The sequence below is a fragment of the Legionella drancourtii LLAP12 genome, assembly GCF_000162755.2.
GTDB lineage: Bacteria > Pseudomonadota > Gammaproteobacteria > Legionellales > Legionellaceae > Legionella > Legionella drancourtii.
Map to the genome: position 1 here is coordinate 27391 of NZ_JH413802.1, position 15908 is coordinate 43298.

The following is a 15908-nucleotide window of genomic DNA, read 5'->3' on the forward strand; positions in this document are numbered from 1 at the left end:
TTGGGATTAGTCAACATGGCATATAAAGCCATGACTTGCGTAGTGTTTAATTCCTGGCTAATCAAAGAGGGAGGTATTTTGTCATCGAATTGCGCTGTAGTTCTGGCTAACATTTCGATACAAACACACAATAAAGCCTGCTTTTGCTGATTTGTTAGTGGTTCGGTAGTGGCTGTGAGTCTTAATTCATTAAATGCATTTCGCAGTTCCAGCAGATTTTTTTTGCGATTTTCCTGAAGCAGCTGCGCTACAGACTTGCCCCATGCTACAGGAAACACGTCATCAACTATATTTTTGAATAATACTTTTTGCTTAGCTATTTCTTTTGCTTGAAATGCAAAATCAAGCCTGCGTTTCCCATAAGGCAACATGCTAAATGTTGTATATTGAGACACTAAATTACCGTCATCAATCCATTTATTAATTGTTTTTAAGCTTGGGTAAGGTGGATTTGAACATTCAGTTACTAAACAATTAAATAAAGAATGATCCCCTTTTATTTTATTAACTAATTGTTCAAATTCGTCTAAGTCACTCTCATCTTTAATTAATTTATTGGCGAATTGGAGCATAAATTCGGCCATAGGTAATTGATTAATATTTTGCCACAATGTAACCAAAGTCATAGGATTATGGTGAAAACGAGCAAATAAAGAGTAAATTAACAACATATTTTGCTGGTCATCATCCTTCTTAGCCGTTTCTAATAAAATACAAATTTGATGAATACTAAGAACAAAAAGTTTTAAATTATTAAAATAATTTTTACTAAATTTATCAGGAATATTGCTTAGAGCTTCTAGCAAATGTTGTTGGAGATGGGGATGCTGCACAATGATGTGCTCAATCTGTGACAATAAGGCGTCCAACTCTTTAACCTCTTTACTCATAAAAATAGGAAAATCGGCGTTGAGAAGTATGCCTGATAATAAATCTTGTACTACCACAACAGACATGGAACCCAATGGTTTGGCCAGAGGTTTTATTATTTTGCTAAATGCAATAAATTTAGGAATTAAGGATTTATCAGCACATTTTTCAATTTGATTGCGAAAATAAATTTGTTTGAAATCATTGATACTGCGTTGCTCGATTAAGAGCATGATAAGCTGAGTTAAAGGAGCTACCTCTTGTGGTAACTGTTGTCGCAAAGCGGCTAATTTTTCAAGAACGAAATTATAATCTGTAGGTGAGAGTACTAAATGCAAATTAAGAAGCTGATTATGAAACTCATTAAGATTTTCCTGGGAAATAAATGCGTTATTTTGGAGTAATTCAGTTTCAATGCTAATGAGATAATCTCTTTGTTGTTTCGGTAATTTTAAACAGTTTATGGCATTAAGCTGTTCTTCATTTAAGCCATGATTAACATCTAATAACTCTTGTTTTTTCTTAATAAAATATCCTTCTGGAAAACCCTCTTTAAAATGATTTTCTACATATTCCAGAATAGATATAAATGACGTGTCTGGACTATTTTTCAGGTGCTCAAGGAGCGCTAATAGATCTGTCATCGCAAAGGCTTTCGTCACATCATGAAATAAGTTCAGAGTAAATGTTAATTCTTTAGACGCTATATATTGAATCAGCACACTAATTTGATATATATCCGCTTCGCTTAGAATAGTAAAAGTGCTTAAATGAGGAGCAAATAAAAGTCTGTAAGATATAGGCTTCATCTTTTGGTATGAATACAGAATGTGCTGTAATTCAACATATTTCTTTATATCCAGCTGATGCTGCCATTCATCATTAATCAAATAAAAGCGAGCTCCTTCATAAATTCCAGCTTTATTTATAAAGATAAGTTCTTTTAACTTATCGCACAATTTAGTAAGCTCAGGCACCGGATCTTTAGATACAGCTGCAGCAGCCAGAGCAGAAGCCAAGTGTATACGTTTAAGAGCATTGGTAATTATCTGTGCGAAGCTAAAAAGAAACGAAGTATTTGGTAATTGAGTAAGACGTTCCAGCTGATAAATATAGTGTTTTTTAATATTATCCTGCGCCTTGAACATCGTTGTAAGTGTGGCCAGTGTAGCCGTTGCCGTCGGGATGTCTTTAATCAAACTACAAAATTTAATCCACGAATTTAATTCAATCTGTTCTTTTTCAGGCGCATTAGCAGAATGCGCTATTTCTGTGGAAGTTGATGCAAGTATACGCAACATCTTTATTACATATTCCTCATCATTGAGCCCTATTTTGGTAATGGCTTCCATGGCTTGCAAATAGTAATTGATAGAATTACGATTAGGCTGATAAGCGACATACACCCAAAAATCATTGATGCTGTTGATTTTTTTTGCGGTGAATTCTCTATATATATCATGGTATTTTTGCGTCGGAACCATCTCTGGCAGCAGAAAACCACAAGGGTGGTCCGTGAATTGATAATCACTAATCGCTCGTAAGCCTCCATAACCGGCCGTTAACGGTAATTGCGGCAAAGCACGCATTTGTGGGGCTAAATCCACCTCTCTAAGATTAGGTTGGGTTAATACGGCATGCCAACGTCCCAAAAGGACAATTGGATTAACATCTTCCTGGATACTGTAAAAATCAGGTTCTGGAAATTCCAAATTTAGCTTATCTACAGTGTTGGAAAAAATAATAAATGCCTTTTTTAATTCATCTTCAGTACAAAAAACTATTGCGCCTGACTTCATTTTGCTACGTAAAAAATCATACCAAAGAGATTTTGGGTGGGGAAATTTATTTGACTCTACTTTATTGGACTCTTCTTTAGGAGATAAAACTATTGCTAAGTAATTTGATTTTTTAACATTTTTCGCCAAATACTCACTATAATGTAATACATCACGAACACCGGTTTCTGGATTTTTTGCAAGTAAAAAACCAGAAGGTAAATTATTAAAATCAATACCACTGAGAAATAATTGGAAATGCTTGATAATTTCAGCGCAGGAATCTTCGGTCAAGAAAGCGACATCTTTGTTTAAGCCTGTTTTATACCCAGAGGGTTCATTACCAAATAAGCCATGCCATATCCTTCGAGGATCGTAGTTTAATTCGGGGTACGCTTCACTAAACTTTATAATAAATTGGATTTCATCCACCAGATTTGAAATAGGATGATCGAGTGGGGTATTGTGCTGTTGTTCTAATTGGACTTCAGTGGTTGTATCAACTACAAATTCGCGTTGTATATTATAAGACATGACGTCCTCGGAGATTCAAATAAAAGCAAAATATCCTTTTATTATACATAGGAATTGTTTTTTATAAAAATACTATCGATAAAAATTAGGCGCAAAGTCCAAAAATTATAGCAATTCACAAAATTTGTTAAAATATCCTCAGTATAAATAAGTTGCTTTTTATGATAAAATAATGAGCAATTTTAATGGTGATAAATAGGATTCATCTTGATCCAGAACACCTTATTGTCATTAATCAAATAGGGATGTCTTTTTTTAAACAGGATTGTTTCCCTGAAGCAAGACAGAACTTTTCTTCCATTTTGGAAAAAACAGAAGATAAACAAGAAATTGCTGATGCGTGGTTAAATATAGCGTGTACTTATAGGTTAGAAAAAGAATGGACGAAGGCTGAAGAAGCACTTAATCAAGCTAAGAGATTCGCACCTGAAGATTCTTCTATTGTCGAAGAGGAAATAAAGTTGAATGAGTCAAAATTGGCGGCTCTTCTCATATCTACACCTCAAACATTATTTGGAAATTCAAATAATGCTCCCCACGGTACTAGAAATAAAATAGTTGAAACATCGAGTTTCCAACTTAGCTAAAAGTTTCTAAAGCATATTTAGCTCATTACCATGTTTGGGCTGGATATGCGGTAGAACCCAGTTAACCTTTATTTCAAATTTGTTGGAGAGCAACAATTTTCATGGAACGCCTCAACTTATGCGAGCATTTATGGTAAAAATAGCATAGAAGGGAAAACTGCTGATTCGACAAGGAGAACAATACCAGATGAAATTCTATAACTCAGAACGTGGACGAGCGATTATTTATAGCACTATAGGGGGCTTGGGATTGTTCATCGCGCTTGCGCCAAACAATGCAAGAGCCGCAGAGCAGCCTCAAAAGATGATATCTCCATCTTCATCTCAACCAAGCATGAAAGAACTCAGGTCCTGGCGTTCATCCATTATGCATACTCCTCGACCCAAAAATGGATGCTTTACCGCAGACTATCCTAAAACTGAATGGCGTGAGGTTCCTTGCACCAAAGCGCCTGTTCGCCCCTATCTGCCTTCTCGCGGCCAGCATTCGTTTACTGTAGGTAATGGCAATGATGTCACGGCGGAGGTGTCCAGCGGCCACATAAGTGAAGCGATCGGATCGTTTGACAGCGTCAGCGGAGTGGTGAATGAATATGGAATCGACCCCGATACTAATGTGTTCACAACGAATATCTTTTCTCTTCAACTGAACTCGAATTTCTTCGCTAATACTCCAGCCTGCAATGGTGTCACTAATTGTGAAGGTTGGGCACAATTTGTATACTCTAACACCGCCGGAATGGCCTTTATTCAGTACTGGCTCATTGGTTACGGAGCGTCGTGTCCGGCATCAGGCGGCCCGTCAGGTACTGGATGGATAACTTATGGCAATAACTGCTATGGCAATAGTAATGCGGTTACCATTACTGGTAACCCTCCTCTAAACATCTCTGAATTAAGCCAGATGTCAGTTACAGGACAAGCGGTTACAGGTGGCAATGACACGCTTACCATGTATGTAAATGGCACTGCCTATTCTACAAGTGATCTGGACAGTGTGGTTAGTCTTGCTAGCTACTGGCAAATTGCTGAGTTTAACATCTTTGGCGATGGTAATGGCTCTGAAGCTACGTTTAATTATGCATCGCCTGATGTGGCGGCACTCAAGGTTAGGACGGCTGTAGATTACGGCAGCCCAAGCGCGCCAAGTTGCCTGGCGGCCGGTTATACTGCCGAGACAAATAACCTCTATTTTGGAGGATACACAACAAGCTCGGCAGGCGCTAATCCAGCGGCAGTTGTGTTCACGGAAAGCAACACAAATATGGGTTATTCTGCTTGTCAATTTGCGACCAGTACTGGCGATACGCATCTGACGACTTTTGCTGGTTTGCAATATGATTTTCAGGCAACCGGTGATTTTGTGCTAACCGAGGTTGGTTCTGACTTCATTGTGCAAACCCGGCAAGCTGCGCCGGTGATTGATCCTCGATGGAAGGACACCACGATCAATAAGGCGGTTGCAGTACAAATGGGGAAAACTCGCGTAGCTGTTTACGTTGGGCCAACACGGCTTATGATTAACGGTCAGCCTTATACGATGCGCAATGGCCAAAAGCATCTAGTGGTAAACGGGGTTCAGATTGCTCGTAAGGGCAATGAGTATGTGATAATTAGCCCCAAAGGAGATAGTGTGCGTGCTACGCTATATGACAACGGTATGAACAAATGGATCAATGTTAGTGTAAGCCTTAGTAATTCTATGGGACAAGCACGAGGTCTCCTCGGCAATCTGGAAGGCAATACTCACGAGCTTGTGACTTCGCACGGAATGGTTTTGAAGTGGCCAGTTTCTTTCCAGGATCTCTATAACATTTATGGCGAAAGCTGGCGTGTGCAACCGGATCAGATGTTGCTTGAGACTGATCCGATGGTGAAGTCTGGAGTTCCAGAAAAACCGTTCTATGTTAGTGATTTAACGCCGAAGGATGCCACACGTGCCACCGCAATCTGCAAAGCATCAGGGATCACAGAACCGGCACTGCTTGAGGCCTGTGCTCTTGACACCGCTGTGCTGGGAGATAGTGAGACATCGGTCAAAACATATGTCCATGCGTTTGCTCCACGTGCGGTGATGCCTCGTCCTTTCCTCGAATCGAAAAAACGCGGTTGAATCTGGAGTTTTTCATTACTGGAAATAGACAAATAAACTATTGCAGAAAGTTGGGCCTTGGCCCAACTTTCTAAACGCAAATTTTGTTGAAAATGGGAAATAGGTGGTTTGAAATACCTATATACAAACCGAATGCACTTCTTATTTCCCCACGTTAAGATCAGACACAAGGCCGCCTTTATGAGGAGCATAGCTATATTGTCTCATCAATTTTTCGGCTTTGAAATCCATAACAGCGAGTAAACCAAATACACCTGTGGTTTTTAAAGCACCATTACCCGTATCGAAAATTGGTTTAGTAGCTGCAAGGCTTTGCCAAGCGCTTCCAGTAGCAGAGGCGGCGGTACTCGGATTGCCATCACCAGTAATAATGACTGCCATATTTTCATAGCTTGTTGTGCAGGTACTTGCGCCGCAGAAGACAGAGCCCGGTGTTGGCGCACTTAAGGTTGCGGCTGTTGGTGATGTATCAGGAGCTGAAACAGCAATAGAATCATATATTGCAGTAGAAATACCACCGATAGTTCCTAGTATAGGAGTAACTTTTATAGATACAGGAGCGCCTACACAATGTGAACTACTATGAGCACCTGTGGAGTACCATTGAACAACTATATATCCATTGTAATTAAGCTTAGTAGTACTGCATACCCCCGTAGTGTCCGATACAGTGACCTGAAAAGAAGATTGAGTTGCTCCAGGAGAATTACTTGTACTGTCTACATCCCCCATGTTATTAACTATCATTAGTTGCCCACTTATTGCATTACCACCAGCAAAAGCCACACTAGAAGAGAATAAAGCCATCGCAATGGTCGATTTTAAGAAGTTTTTTTTTATTGTTTCCATATCTCATATCATCCTTTCATTTCTTAATTAAGTGAACAATGGAGCACACTGAAGCTCATTCATCGTACAGTCTAGCATCCACTGCCATTAAGTTAAAGAAATCTGTCATTCCCAAACCATCCATGAATTGGCATTATAGCCAGTGAGGAATGGATCCCCGCCTACTCGGGGACAACAGGCTCTGAGAAATTTAGAAGCATAAAATCCTTAACTTAATGGCAGTGGGGGTTGGTGGGGGGGGCTTTGCTCCCCCGACACCTACGTGCTGCGCTTTATGCGCAGCATCCAGGAGATGCTTATGTGAAGAACATAGCTCTTCCTAATGTTGGGTGATTGTTCACTGGATTTGAACCATCCCCAATCCTGCCAAATTACAAATTTTTTGTTAATTTGCGGGTGTTGTCTTGCTCTGGTTCTTCTACAGATTTAGTCATACTCTCAAGTATCTTATGGTATCGGCCTTTAAAACTTAAAATTCCACTTGCTTTTGAATGTGCTTCGTACAATGATTGTTGATGTTCTTTTAGCAATTCTTTATTAATTGTAGGCGTAGATAAAGCTTGAGTTAATAGTTCAATAGTTTTAATCGTTTCTTCATATTTCTTCGTTTTATCAGCGGTTATACCGGAAGAAGCTAGAAATTTATATATTCTACTTTCCTGATTGATTTCTGTTCTTAATTGGTTCGCATATATTTCCAAACTTATTATTTTTTTACTTAACTCCAATCGAGTTTTATTATCTGGTTGCTCAACGTCCAGTTTCATTTTATTTTCTAATTGATTAAAGAACTCGTTGCATTTCTTGATTGTTGGGCGTTGAGCTTCATTAGCAGAAGTCATTTTTTCTAGAAAAGACTTAATTATTAACTGATCATAACTTAAATAGTTCTTGTTCATTAAAGATTCTTTTTGCCCATTTTGTGGGGTTATGTCGAATTTTTCTGAAAAAATTTTTCCTAATGAATAAACATCACTTGCTTTAGAAAATCTATATCCTTTATTTTTCATGAAACAATCAGGGGCCATGTATGATTTGTCTGAGGATGAACTAGAAAAAACATGTGTTTCTGGAGGAGAAATAAATTTAGCACGATTAAAGTCAACAATATTGGCGTGACCGTTTTGAGCATCCCAAATGATATTGGCGGGTTTTAGATCGGAATGAATGATGTCTTTATCATGTAACTTTTTTAGATTGCTGCAAAGTTTGGATGCTAATTCAGCAAAAGTAATAGAACCATAGCTAAATTTATCTTTATGCACTTTATGTTGCATGTCTTTTCCAGGATATAAAGGCATCGCAACTATGGCTTCATGCACTTCGGCTACTTTTTCTATTGTAAGTTCTTCATCAAATTTAATTTGAACTTTTTTAGTACGTTTTCCAATAGAAAAACCGCTCGATTGTTGTATTCTACTAAGAACAGACTGTTCATGTTCTGTTTCCTTTTTAGCTGTTTCAATATCCACCGTTGCAACCGTCCCACCTTCAGAAAAATCTGTAATTTTAATTGCAACATCAGTATTAGGAATTACAGAGCGGTGTTCAATATCAAGTTGAATTCCACGTGATACTTCGCCAAATGCACCAGCTCCTAATTTTTGAGACATAAGGAAATAAATGACGTTTTCCTGTTTGTCATATAGTCTAACGATTTTAAATTCGTCTTCACCATCTTCAAAAATGTTATGTGAATTAGATTTAGAGAAATGTTCTTTCGCTTTTTGTGAAAGTACTCGAATCTTTTCTGCTTGTAGCAAGTTGTCTAATTCGTCATTATTTACAGACATTTGTCTCTACTCCATAAATATCAGCTCTACATACAATGATGGCAGTGTAGAGAGGCGATATTTATTCAATGTGACTTAAATATAATTATAGTGGGGAATAATTAACGAAATATTAATTAATTATTTCTCTACATCATCACGCAGTGCGTCTCAGAAGTAGGTTTATCTTTTTTATTATCGGAAAGTGCTTTTTTAAAAAAGCTGATACTAGAGATGGGATGATCCCTGTCGTAACTTAAAGACTGTATTTTTTGAGGGTAATTATCTATTGCATGTATTGTTCTATATCCTTTCTTTTGAGCCGCCTGAATATTTTTGAGATCGTCATCGACAAGAACAATTGATTCAGGAGAACCCGAATACCCCATGTCTTTAATAGCATATTGTATGTGTTCATTCTTATCAGAAGTATTTGGGTTTAATGGCAACCAAGATTCAACATGTATTTTTTTACTTCGTCAGAAGTTAGTCCAATGACTTCTTCTAAATATCTAGGAATAACCATAGGACCATATGCATTAAAAGATGCAATCGCAAGACTATGTCCTTGTTCAAGAACAGAACGAATTGTTTCTCGCCAAGTTTCTGGGCCGCTTATGGGAGAAATATCTTTGATAATTGCCCATATAGCATCCATACCTCCAGTGGAAATATGAGATACCGCATTATGGGTATTTTTAGAGGCAATAGTCTCATCAAAATCTATAATAAATAAAAGCATCATTTTTTATCTCATTAGAAATGTTGGGATAATTATACATACCGAATACATGTTTATCAAATAAACATATAGGCTTTTTATTTACCAGTAATTTAAATTTATTTTTAACTACAAATATGGATTTTATTAGTTACAAAATTGGAATTACAATGTATTTAACGGAGAGAAAATCATGTTATCGAGTACTAAACAATTAATGAGTTGTTTTGAAGATCCCATTAAAGAAATAGAAACTATAAGAGAATATATCAATCCTGAATTGATCGAAAATTTTCTTAGCGATCAATCACGTGTAGTAAAAGATATCCTTATAACGGGTCCTGTGGAAAAAACCTCAAAAGTGTTCGTTATTTATAGCTAAAGCAGTTTGAAGCCTAGCACTGCGTATTTTATCTTTTAGATTCGTTAGAAATGCCCTGGGGACTTAATGCCTTACTCTTCTAATGTGTCAATAAGAGCCTGTGAATCATATCCCTTATCAGCAAGGACTACTGTGTCATGCTGCTCTTTCAATAGTTCCGCTGCTTGAATTAGAGCTGAGATACAATACGAAAAATTTGATTGGGATTACAACAATTAAATTCTTCTTCTTTATTAGAAAGAATTTTTATTATTGTCCCACTGTTAATTGCGTTTTTAAAATTAAATGGAATAGACAATGCTAAAAGAGATTTGCAAAAGGTGCCTAAGTATATAGCAATTAAATTGTATGAATGGATTGGTATTGCTAACGCTATTATCATCGCTCATTGCACCAGGAATGTCGGCTTTGCTGGGAAAAGTCCGTTCACTGGTAAACTCCGATCTAGCATCAATGACGATCTTGCTTGTAACTCCACTTTTTTGAAACCCCACTCCCTAGATGCGAAAAAGAAATCAATGTCGTGGGATTAAACCACGTCAATTTTTTATGGTTACTGTATTGGTAGGGGCCAATTTCTTTCAAAGTGGATTTACAGGATTTTGTCCTCATGAGATGATTTTAAAGAGGATTATTGGTTAAAAGTTATTATTCGGATATATAGTTTAACAAAGTAAAATAAATAGGAACTAGTGTTATGAATGATTCAATCCATATTGTTTGTCCACACTGTCATACAACAAATCGTTTGTTTTCAGCACGATTAACCGAGCACCCTAAATGTGGAAAGTGCCAAAAAGCACTCTTCGCTGGAAGGCCTGTTGCTTTAGACACAGCACAATTCGATCTTCATCTCAAAAAAAACGATATTCCATTGCTTGTTGATTTTTGGGCCGAATGGTGTGGTCCATGTAAAATGATGGCACCTTATTTTGAAGCGGCTGCAAAGCTTCTGGAGCCCAAAGTACGGTTTGTTAAAATCAATACTGAATCACAACAAACGTTAGCTGCTCGCTACCAGATTCAAAGTATTCCCACTTTAATGCTTTTTTCTCATGGAAAAGAACACGCTCGACACTCCGGGGTGATCAGTACTCAAGATATTGTTCACTGGGTTAGACAATATTTTTGAGTTTTGCATCAGGGTTCAAGTTCCGGGGCACTCTAGGCCTAATAGAGCTCCTCGGGGTAATTTCAGTAAAGGGTAGTGGTAGCAAAATCAAGCCGAGCAGGAGAGCGGAATTACCTTAGCCAGTAAATAATATCTGTTAAGTCTGATTATAGTCTTCATATTTAACGATAGAAATCAAGCGTATATTCGTGTTCTTCATAGAGGTATTTTATGAAAGTACTCGGAAAAATGCTCAAATTTATATTTCTAATTTAGAGCCTGTATTTCTACCATAGAAGGACTTGTAATTCCCAGGCGACTTGCAGCCGCATAAGAAAGATCTATAATTCTCATGCTATAAAAGGGACCACGATCATTAATACGAACCACCACTGTTCGTCCATTTTTTATATTCTTAACTCGTAGTCGGGTATTAAATGGAAGCGTAGGATGTGCAGCCGTCATAGAATACATATTGTATCGCTCTCCATTAGATGTCTTATGATGATGGAGGCGTTTACTATAAAACGAAGCTAGTCCTCGTGCTTTATACCCTTTTGCAGATCTAAGCGGTGTATATACTTTACCCTTAACTTTATAAGAAGCTATTTCAGGCTTTGTTTTCGTACAGGCGGTTAAACTAAATAACAATCCTGCAATGACAAAATATTGCATAATTTTAATGGCTAATCTCATGCTTATCCTAAAATACCAAATGAGCCTGGAAACATAGCATATTGATTAATGTCTGGCTACATATTCGTTGAATACTGAGAATACTATCTAATACTGGATCCTTGAACATAGATATGTACTATGGATATACGGGAATACCCTACATTTCTAGTGCAATATCGGCTTTAATTACAGGAATGGGGCAAAAGCGACATAGACCACCCTAAATAGTCCTGAATTTAACCATATCACCTTAACCAAAAAAATTATCTTTTAATAAATCGCGCGTATTTTCACTTGTTGAACGATCAATAAACCATATTAGGTCGGTAACCGAACCACATTACTGAGATCCCGTCCCATAAGAACGGAGCGCGCAAAGAGGGAAGTCATGATACGTGTGCAAATAGGGCACTTCGTAGTTTCAATGGCATTTAAACCCTTGCTGTGCATAGGTTATAGGCATTATTCGTAGAAAATAATTTTGTATCCCCAAAAAGCAATAACCCCGCCTAATAACTGTTCAAAGGAAAATAATCAATGAGCAGAACAGATAAAGGCATCGTCAACTTAACTTTTGCTCTAGACTGTAATTTATTTAGATGAAGATCGTGATGTTGAAAAGGAAACCGAAAAGATACCGTTACCCAATGGAACTTATCAGCATTGCAGTATGGAGTTATCATCGGTTTAATGACAGTTAAGGTTCTTCTGTTCGCAGTTGGTGGAGAAATTGCAGCAAGTGCTTTATTAGAGGTAGTTTAAGCATAATCAGGAATAAATACTATGTTTCTAGGTATAAAAATAAAAATGAATTACAAAAAGTCAATTCTTTCGTTTGTATGTATTTTTTTATTATGGTCTATATTCCTCGATGTTCTTTTTTTATATCTAAAAAAGGAGACGAAAGCGAATAAGGAGCCGGTTAAATCAACAAGGGCCTTACAAACTCAAAATGAGCTAGTGCCAAAGGATCAGTCAGTTAAACCAACAAATGTCTTACTAATTCTAATGGATAACCAACCCGCTCCTTGTCAAGAAGCGTTTACTGAAGCCAGTCAACCGAAAGACAGCTACCATGTTTATCGTAGTATTGAAAAAATCTGCGCTACTGCTGGGGGACAAATTCAATTTCGCATAATAAATTCTGAAAAAACCGGAGAACCTATTGCTGTTTTATTTACTTGTCAGGCAAACAATACTCAATCCCCGATTTTTTCTTGTATAGGGAGGAGGTCAGGTTCATAAGTTTAGTTGACGATGCCATAATAAGGGAAGAATTATGGCTAAATCCATCTAGAAAGGTAAAATCTCCTTCGGTCTTGTTTCCATCCCTGTATCTTGGGGGAAGTCATGATACGTGTCAAAATAGGACTTTTCATATTTCTTACAGGCTATAGCCCTTGCTGCATATGGGCTAAAGATTATTTTTATTAAAAATTTATCAATTAGGGAATAGGTCACGGCTAGTAAGCAAAGACTAAGGATTTTTGCCCAGAGAAATGATCCATCAAAATCTGCGAGCAAACATCAAAAGCACTTTTTTCTTTGTAATCTGCATGAAGTAAGAAGTGACAACATGGCTCTGGCTACGAAGTCAGAGCCATAATCAGAGCGCGTTCCAAAATAATTTTTTCGCCAAATCACGGCAGGCCGTAAGCATTGCTCCGCATGATTGTTGGTTAGCTCTATATTTTCATTAAAAATGAAAGTCCATAAGGCATCAATCGGTATAGGTTCCTTGCTCCAGAAGTTCCTCTACCTTATGTCGGGTGAGCTGAGTTTTTCGTATTAGCTCCCATCGCGAGAAGTATCCTTGCTTGTATTGGTGCCACAATTCAAATAAATCGGCTTGGCATCTTAGTAACTCATTCCCTATGCGGGCAATTGGTTTGTACTGTTTCTCAGAAAGTTTTGTGAAGTCGCGTTTTAAATGAGCCCAACAGATTTGACGCTTATCGCTGGGAAAATAGTTATATCCGGCATAGCGGTCGGACACAAGAATGCCATCAAAATCTCCCATTAAGGAGTCAATCACTTTCTTGCCACGAGAAGGTTCGACAGAGAAAAAAGCGGCCGATTCCGACATCATGCCCCAAAGCCATTGATTAACACCGTCGCGGCGATGCCATGTTTCATCCATATGAGCACAGTGGCTTGCTTTTACTTGGTTTAATAAATCAGCCCCAGGCTCTTTTAGCGCATCGCTCACGAGGCGTTGTTTTTTGTAAATACATCCCATACTTAGAGTAAATGAGAACTGTTCGCTTAAAAATGATTGAAGCCCTCGACGAGACAACTTGTATTTTGAGAGCAGGTGAGACATAAAGCTCGTTAATCGGGGGACAGTTATGCCCCATGTAATGCCGTTTGGTAAGGCGGCCAGCCGCTTTTTGCCACAACAAACACAGCACTTTGGTAACTTACAGGACACTACCTCATCCACTTCGTCTACTGGCAATAACTCTCGGAAATGTCCTTGATGTCCTTTAACTCCTCCACCCTTGTTGTACATGGGTTATAGGCATTATTCGTAAAAACCCCAAAAAGCAATAACCCAGCCTAATTAATATTTAGTTATAGTAAAATTAATACTTTCCGTTCTGGTAATTAAAATAATTGATAAATTTTCAATAAAAATAATCTTTAGCCCCTATACTGCAAGGGCTATAGCCTGTAAGAAATATGAAAAGTCCTATTTTGACAGGTATCATGGCTCGCCCCGAAATCACGTCATCCCGGGTTATTGAGAAGTCACAGAACAGCTTTTTAACTTGTTGAATTATATTAATATAAAACTGTTTTTCCTATATTTTGATTACTCAGCCCGAACGGAGCAAGATGGGATAAGCCCAGTTTTGATTTCTTAACTTGAACTCACGTTATTTTAGTATCGTAATAATTATTGGCGCCAAATTACTAATGATTAGAATTAGCTACCAAATTGTTCTCCATTTCAGAAACTGGTGCCTTATACGATGATGGCATAAATAATGCGTGGCCTTGCATTTGAGTGGTCACCATCTCTTGAGCTCCTTTAAAATTTTGAAGCTTGTGTTCAAAATCCAGTTCAAATTGATGCTTCATCAGCACTTGGTGGATAGCATTCATATGCTGTTGATAATTGCGTGCAGAACACATATCTTTATTTTCTATTGCGCTAGCCACCTTGTATTTTATTTCATTAAAAAGGTCGATACTGCCTCCCTTGGTGTTTATTTTTTCTATTAATTGTTTTGCTCTTAGGTAGTCGTGTTTGTTATTAATCGTGTCAATTTTTGCCTGACAATAAGCTCTTAATTCTGACTCGACCTCCATTGCTATGTCTATTTCAACGGTATAAGTCTGGCTTGCTGGAAAAGGGCGATAATCAGTGAAAAAATCAAAAAAAACAGCAACTTGTTCTTCCTGATTGTTCAACTTACTTAACTGTTGAATAATGCTATGAGCAATTTCATAATTTTCTAAGGGCTCCGAGAGTAATGAATAATCTGAAAAACCACGTAACCTTGCATCAAAAATAATTTGGCATAAAGGATTCGCTAAAACTGAAGTTAATATCGCAAATGTATTAAAATGTTCTTTCTTATAGGTAAAATGACTATGGGAAAATAGAGTCAGGGCATCATTTAGTCCACTAATTACTATTTTGGACAGAAAGTTTTGTATCGCAACAAAATCCACTTCATTTAAATAAAGATCAAGCAAAAAATGGGTGTTTGTTGTATTTAATTGTTTTTTTTCCATGAAATAAGTCAACATTGCATCTAATGAATTTTGTGCATCAGTAGTTAATTCACTCATGATGTTTGGATAGTACGCGAAAATTTCAGGATATTTTTGTTGCCACTTTTTTAACATGTATACTCCCTATTGTTCATTGATTGAAATAATCGCAGCTTACCTAGAATTGGCGCAGCATACAATTGATCTTTAATTATAACCATGTGCTTGAAAAGATAAGAAAAACAAAATGAGGGGTAAAGTCAGGGGCTTTTCATGACTATAAATTAGTCACGTATTCAGTATAATCCTGCATTTAATTGAACTAACGAAAGAAACGGATGTCCGAAGTATTAGGCTTTTTTATCAACTGTTTTTAATCCCTATTAATACCAAACTGTAATGGTATTGTCTGTCGTGACCTAGACAAATCAAAAACACCATAACGGTTAATATTTTCCCTGAAATACGCTGATAAAATCGATAAATCATCTTTACTATATTTGACCTCCTCAGCAGAAAGTTGGTTCAAAACATTGGTTGTGTTGGCAATCGTGTAGAACATCACAGCATTAGCAACCATCCTGCCAAATGCGATAATTTTTTGCTGAATTATACTATTGTTTTCGTGAATAATGCCGTCTTTGCCAAAGGTGATCCAGTCAATCAGACTTACCTATCAGCTCAGTATAAGGCTTTAGGTTTTGGTAAAATTCATTCCATGGAATAAATTGTTTATTGGGATCATCGTTCTCATAGCTGTTAAGAGCCAAGGCATCGGCACAGTTAATTT

At 37.4% G+C, this 15908-nt stretch carries 17 protein-coding genes and 1 pseudogene; 7 read left to right on the forward strand and 11 right to left on the reverse strand.

Going from position 1 to position 15908, the window contains the following annotated elements; translation table 11 throughout:
• Positions 1–3182, reverse strand: a 3182-nt coding sequence (locus LDG_RS03320) for a hypothetical protein (protein ID WP_040534326.1), incomplete at its 3' end; no start/stop codon positions are given.
• A gap of 185 nt (positions 3183–3367) precedes the next feature.
• On the opposite strand from LDG_RS03320, the gene LDG_RS03325 reads away from it, so the two are divergent.
• Positions 3368–3769, forward strand: a complete 402-nt coding sequence (locus LDG_RS03325; protein ID WP_006869725.1) for a tetratricopeptide repeat protein — start codon at positions 3368–3370, stop codon at positions 3767–3769.
• A 187-nt stretch (positions 3770–3956) separates the two neighbouring features.
• A complete protein-coding gene (locus tag LDG_RS18340; protein WP_006869726.1) occupies positions 3957–5882 on the forward strand; it encodes a VWD domain-containing protein in 1926 nt (641 codons plus the stop codon).
• A 141-nt stretch (positions 5883–6023) separates the two neighbouring features.
• Here LDG_RS18340 and LDG_RS03335 read toward each other — a convergent pair whose 3' ends face one another.
• From LDG_RS03335 to LDG_RS03350, 4 genes are all read right to left on the reverse strand, one after another.
• The gene (locus LDG_RS03335) at positions 6024–6731 is read right to left on the reverse strand and encodes a hypothetical protein (RefSeq protein WP_006869727.1); all 708 of its coding nucleotides are present in this window, start codon (positions 6729–6731) and stop codon (positions 6024–6026) included.
• Positions 6732–7102: 371 nt separating this feature from the next.
• Positions 7103–8524, reverse strand: coding sequence for a protein kinase domain-containing protein (locus LDG_RS03340; protein ID WP_006869728.1), 1422 nt, complete (start codon positions 8522–8524; stop codon positions 7103–7105).
• 128 nt (positions 8525–8652) lie between these two features.
• Complete coding sequence (locus LDG_RS03345; RefSeq protein ID WP_006869729.1) at positions 8653–8952, reverse strand: HAD family hydrolase; 300 nt, start codon at positions 8950–8952, stop codon at positions 8653–8655.
• The gene (locus LDG_RS03350; protein WP_006869730.1) at positions 8943–9248 is read right to left on the reverse strand and encodes a hypothetical protein; all 306 of its coding nucleotides are present in this window, start codon (positions 9246–9248) and stop codon (positions 8943–8945) included. The genes LDG_RS03345 and LDG_RS03350 overlap by 10 nt, the downstream gene beginning before the upstream one ends.
• Before the next feature lie 169 nt (positions 9249–9417).
• Here LDG_RS03350 and LDG_RS03355 point away from each other — a divergent pair, with 169 nt between their 5' ends.
• Positions 9418–9606, forward strand: a complete 189-nt coding sequence (locus LDG_RS03355; RefSeq protein WP_006869731.1) for a hypothetical protein — start codon at positions 9418–9420, stop codon at positions 9604–9606.
• An 80-nt stretch (positions 9607–9686) separates the two neighbouring features.
• Here LDG_RS03355 and LDG_RS19245 read toward each other — a convergent pair.
• Positions 9687–9779 (reverse strand): annotated as a pseudogene (locus LDG_RS19245) (IS5/IS1182 family transposase); the annotation flags it as partial.
• Between the two features lie 27 nt (positions 9780–9806).
• Between LDG_RS19245 and LDG_RS19810 the strand changes: the two are divergent.
• From LDG_RS19810 to trxC, 3 genes are read left to right on the forward strand one after another with little or no spacing between them, the layout of a single operon-like run.
• Positions 9807–10139, forward strand: a complete 333-nt coding sequence (locus LDG_RS19810; protein ID WP_006869732.1) for a hypothetical protein — start codon at positions 9807–9809, stop codon at positions 10137–10139.
• A gap of 16 nt (positions 10140–10155) precedes the next feature.
• On the forward strand, positions 10156–10248 hold the full coding sequence (locus LDG_RS18820) for a YgaP-like transmembrane domain (RefSeq protein ID WP_233491410.1): 93 nt from the start codon (positions 10156–10158) through the stop codon (positions 10246–10248).
• Positions 10249–10303: 55 nt separating this feature from the next.
• Entirely contained in the window at positions 10304–10738 is a 435-nt protein-coding gene (gene trxC, locus LDG_RS03365; RefSeq protein WP_006869734.1) for a thioredoxin TrxC, read from the forward strand.
• Positions 10739–10984: 246 nt separating this feature from the next.
• Here trxC and LDG_RS03370 read toward each other — a convergent pair whose 3' ends face one another.
• Complete coding sequence (locus LDG_RS03370) at positions 10985–11413, reverse strand: septal ring lytic transglycosylase RlpA family protein (protein WP_006869735.1); 429 nt, start codon at positions 11411–11413, stop codon at positions 10985–10987.
• A 765-nt stretch (positions 11414–12178) separates the two neighbouring features.
• Between LDG_RS03370 and LDG_RS03375 the strand changes: the two genes are divergently transcribed.
• The gene (locus LDG_RS03375) at positions 12179–12640 is read left to right on the forward strand and encodes a hypothetical protein (RefSeq protein ID WP_040534328.1); all 462 of its coding nucleotides are present in this window, start codon (positions 12179–12181) and stop codon (positions 12638–12640) included.
• 282 nt (positions 12641–12922) lie between these two features.
• Here LDG_RS03375 and LDG_RS20675 read toward each other — a convergent pair whose 3' ends face one another.
• From LDG_RS20675 to LDG_RS20680, 4 genes are all read right to left on the reverse strand, one after another.
• Positions 12923–13126: an IS66 family transposase gene (locus LDG_RS20675; protein ID WP_083821372.1), complete on the reverse strand. Its 204-nt coding sequence runs from the start codon at positions 13124–13126 to the stop codon at positions 12923–12925.
• Positions 13116–13718, reverse strand: a complete 603-nt coding sequence (locus LDG_RS03380) for an IS66 family transposase (protein ID WP_158307859.1) — start codon at positions 13716–13718, stop codon at positions 13116–13118. Before LDG_RS03380 ends, LDG_RS20675 begins: the two co-directional genes overlap by 11 nt.
• 593 nt (positions 13719–14311) lie before the next feature.
• Complete coding sequence (locus LDG_RS03385) at positions 14312–15253, reverse strand: hypothetical protein (RefSeq protein ID WP_006869738.1); 942 nt, start codon at positions 15251–15253, stop codon at positions 14312–14314.
• Between the two features lie 238 nt (positions 15254–15491).
• Complete coding sequence (locus LDG_RS20680; RefSeq protein ID WP_407635260.1) at positions 15492–15785, reverse strand: Tn3 family transposase; 294 nt, start codon at positions 15783–15785, stop codon at positions 15492–15494.
• Positions 15786–15908: the final 123 nt, after the last annotated feature.

Coding starts and splice junctions, on each gene's coding strand:
- LDG_RS03370 (WP_006869735.1), bottom strand. CDS start 11,413: ATGAGATTAGCCATTAAAATTATGCAATATTTTGTCATTGCAGGATTG.
- LDG_RS03355 (WP_006869731.1), top strand. CDS start 9,418: ATGTTATCGAGTACTAAACAATTAATGAGTTGTTTTGAAGATCCCATT.
- LDG_RS03385 (WP_006869738.1), bottom strand. CDS start 15,253: ATGTTAAAAAAGTGGCAACAAAAATATCCTGAAATTTTCGCGTACTAT.
- LDG_RS03350 (WP_006869730.1), bottom strand. CDS start 9,248: ATGATGCTTTTATTTATTATAGATTTTGATGAGACTATTGCCTCTAAA.
- trxC (WP_006869734.1), top strand. CDS start 10,304: ATGAATGATTCAATCCATATTGTTTGTCCACACTGTCATACAACAAAT.
- LDG_RS03335 (WP_006869727.1), bottom strand. CDS start 6,731: ATGGAAACAATAAAAAAAAACTTCTTAAAATCGACCATTGCGATGGCT.
- LDG_RS03375 (WP_040534328.1), top strand. CDS start 12,179: ATGTTTCTAGGTATAAAAATAAAAATGAATTACAAAAAGTCAATTCTT.
- LDG_RS03325 (WP_006869725.1), top strand. CDS start 3,368: ATGGTGATAAATAGGATTCATCTTGATCCAGAACACCTTATTGTCATT.
- LDG_RS03340 (WP_006869728.1), bottom strand. CDS start 8,524: ATGTCTGTAAATAATGACGAATTAGACAACTTGCTACAAGCAGAAAAG.
- LDG_RS18820 (WP_233491410.1), top strand. CDS start 10,156: ATGGTTACTGTATTGGTAGGGGCCAATTTCTTTCAAAGTGGATTTACA.
- LDG_RS03380 (WP_158307859.1), bottom strand. CDS start 13,718: ATGTCTCACCTGCTCTCAAAATACAAGTTGTCTCGTCGAGGGCTTCAA.
- LDG_RS18340 (WP_006869726.1), top strand. CDS start 3,957: ATGAAATTCTATAACTCAGAACGTGGACGAGCGATTATTTATAGCACT.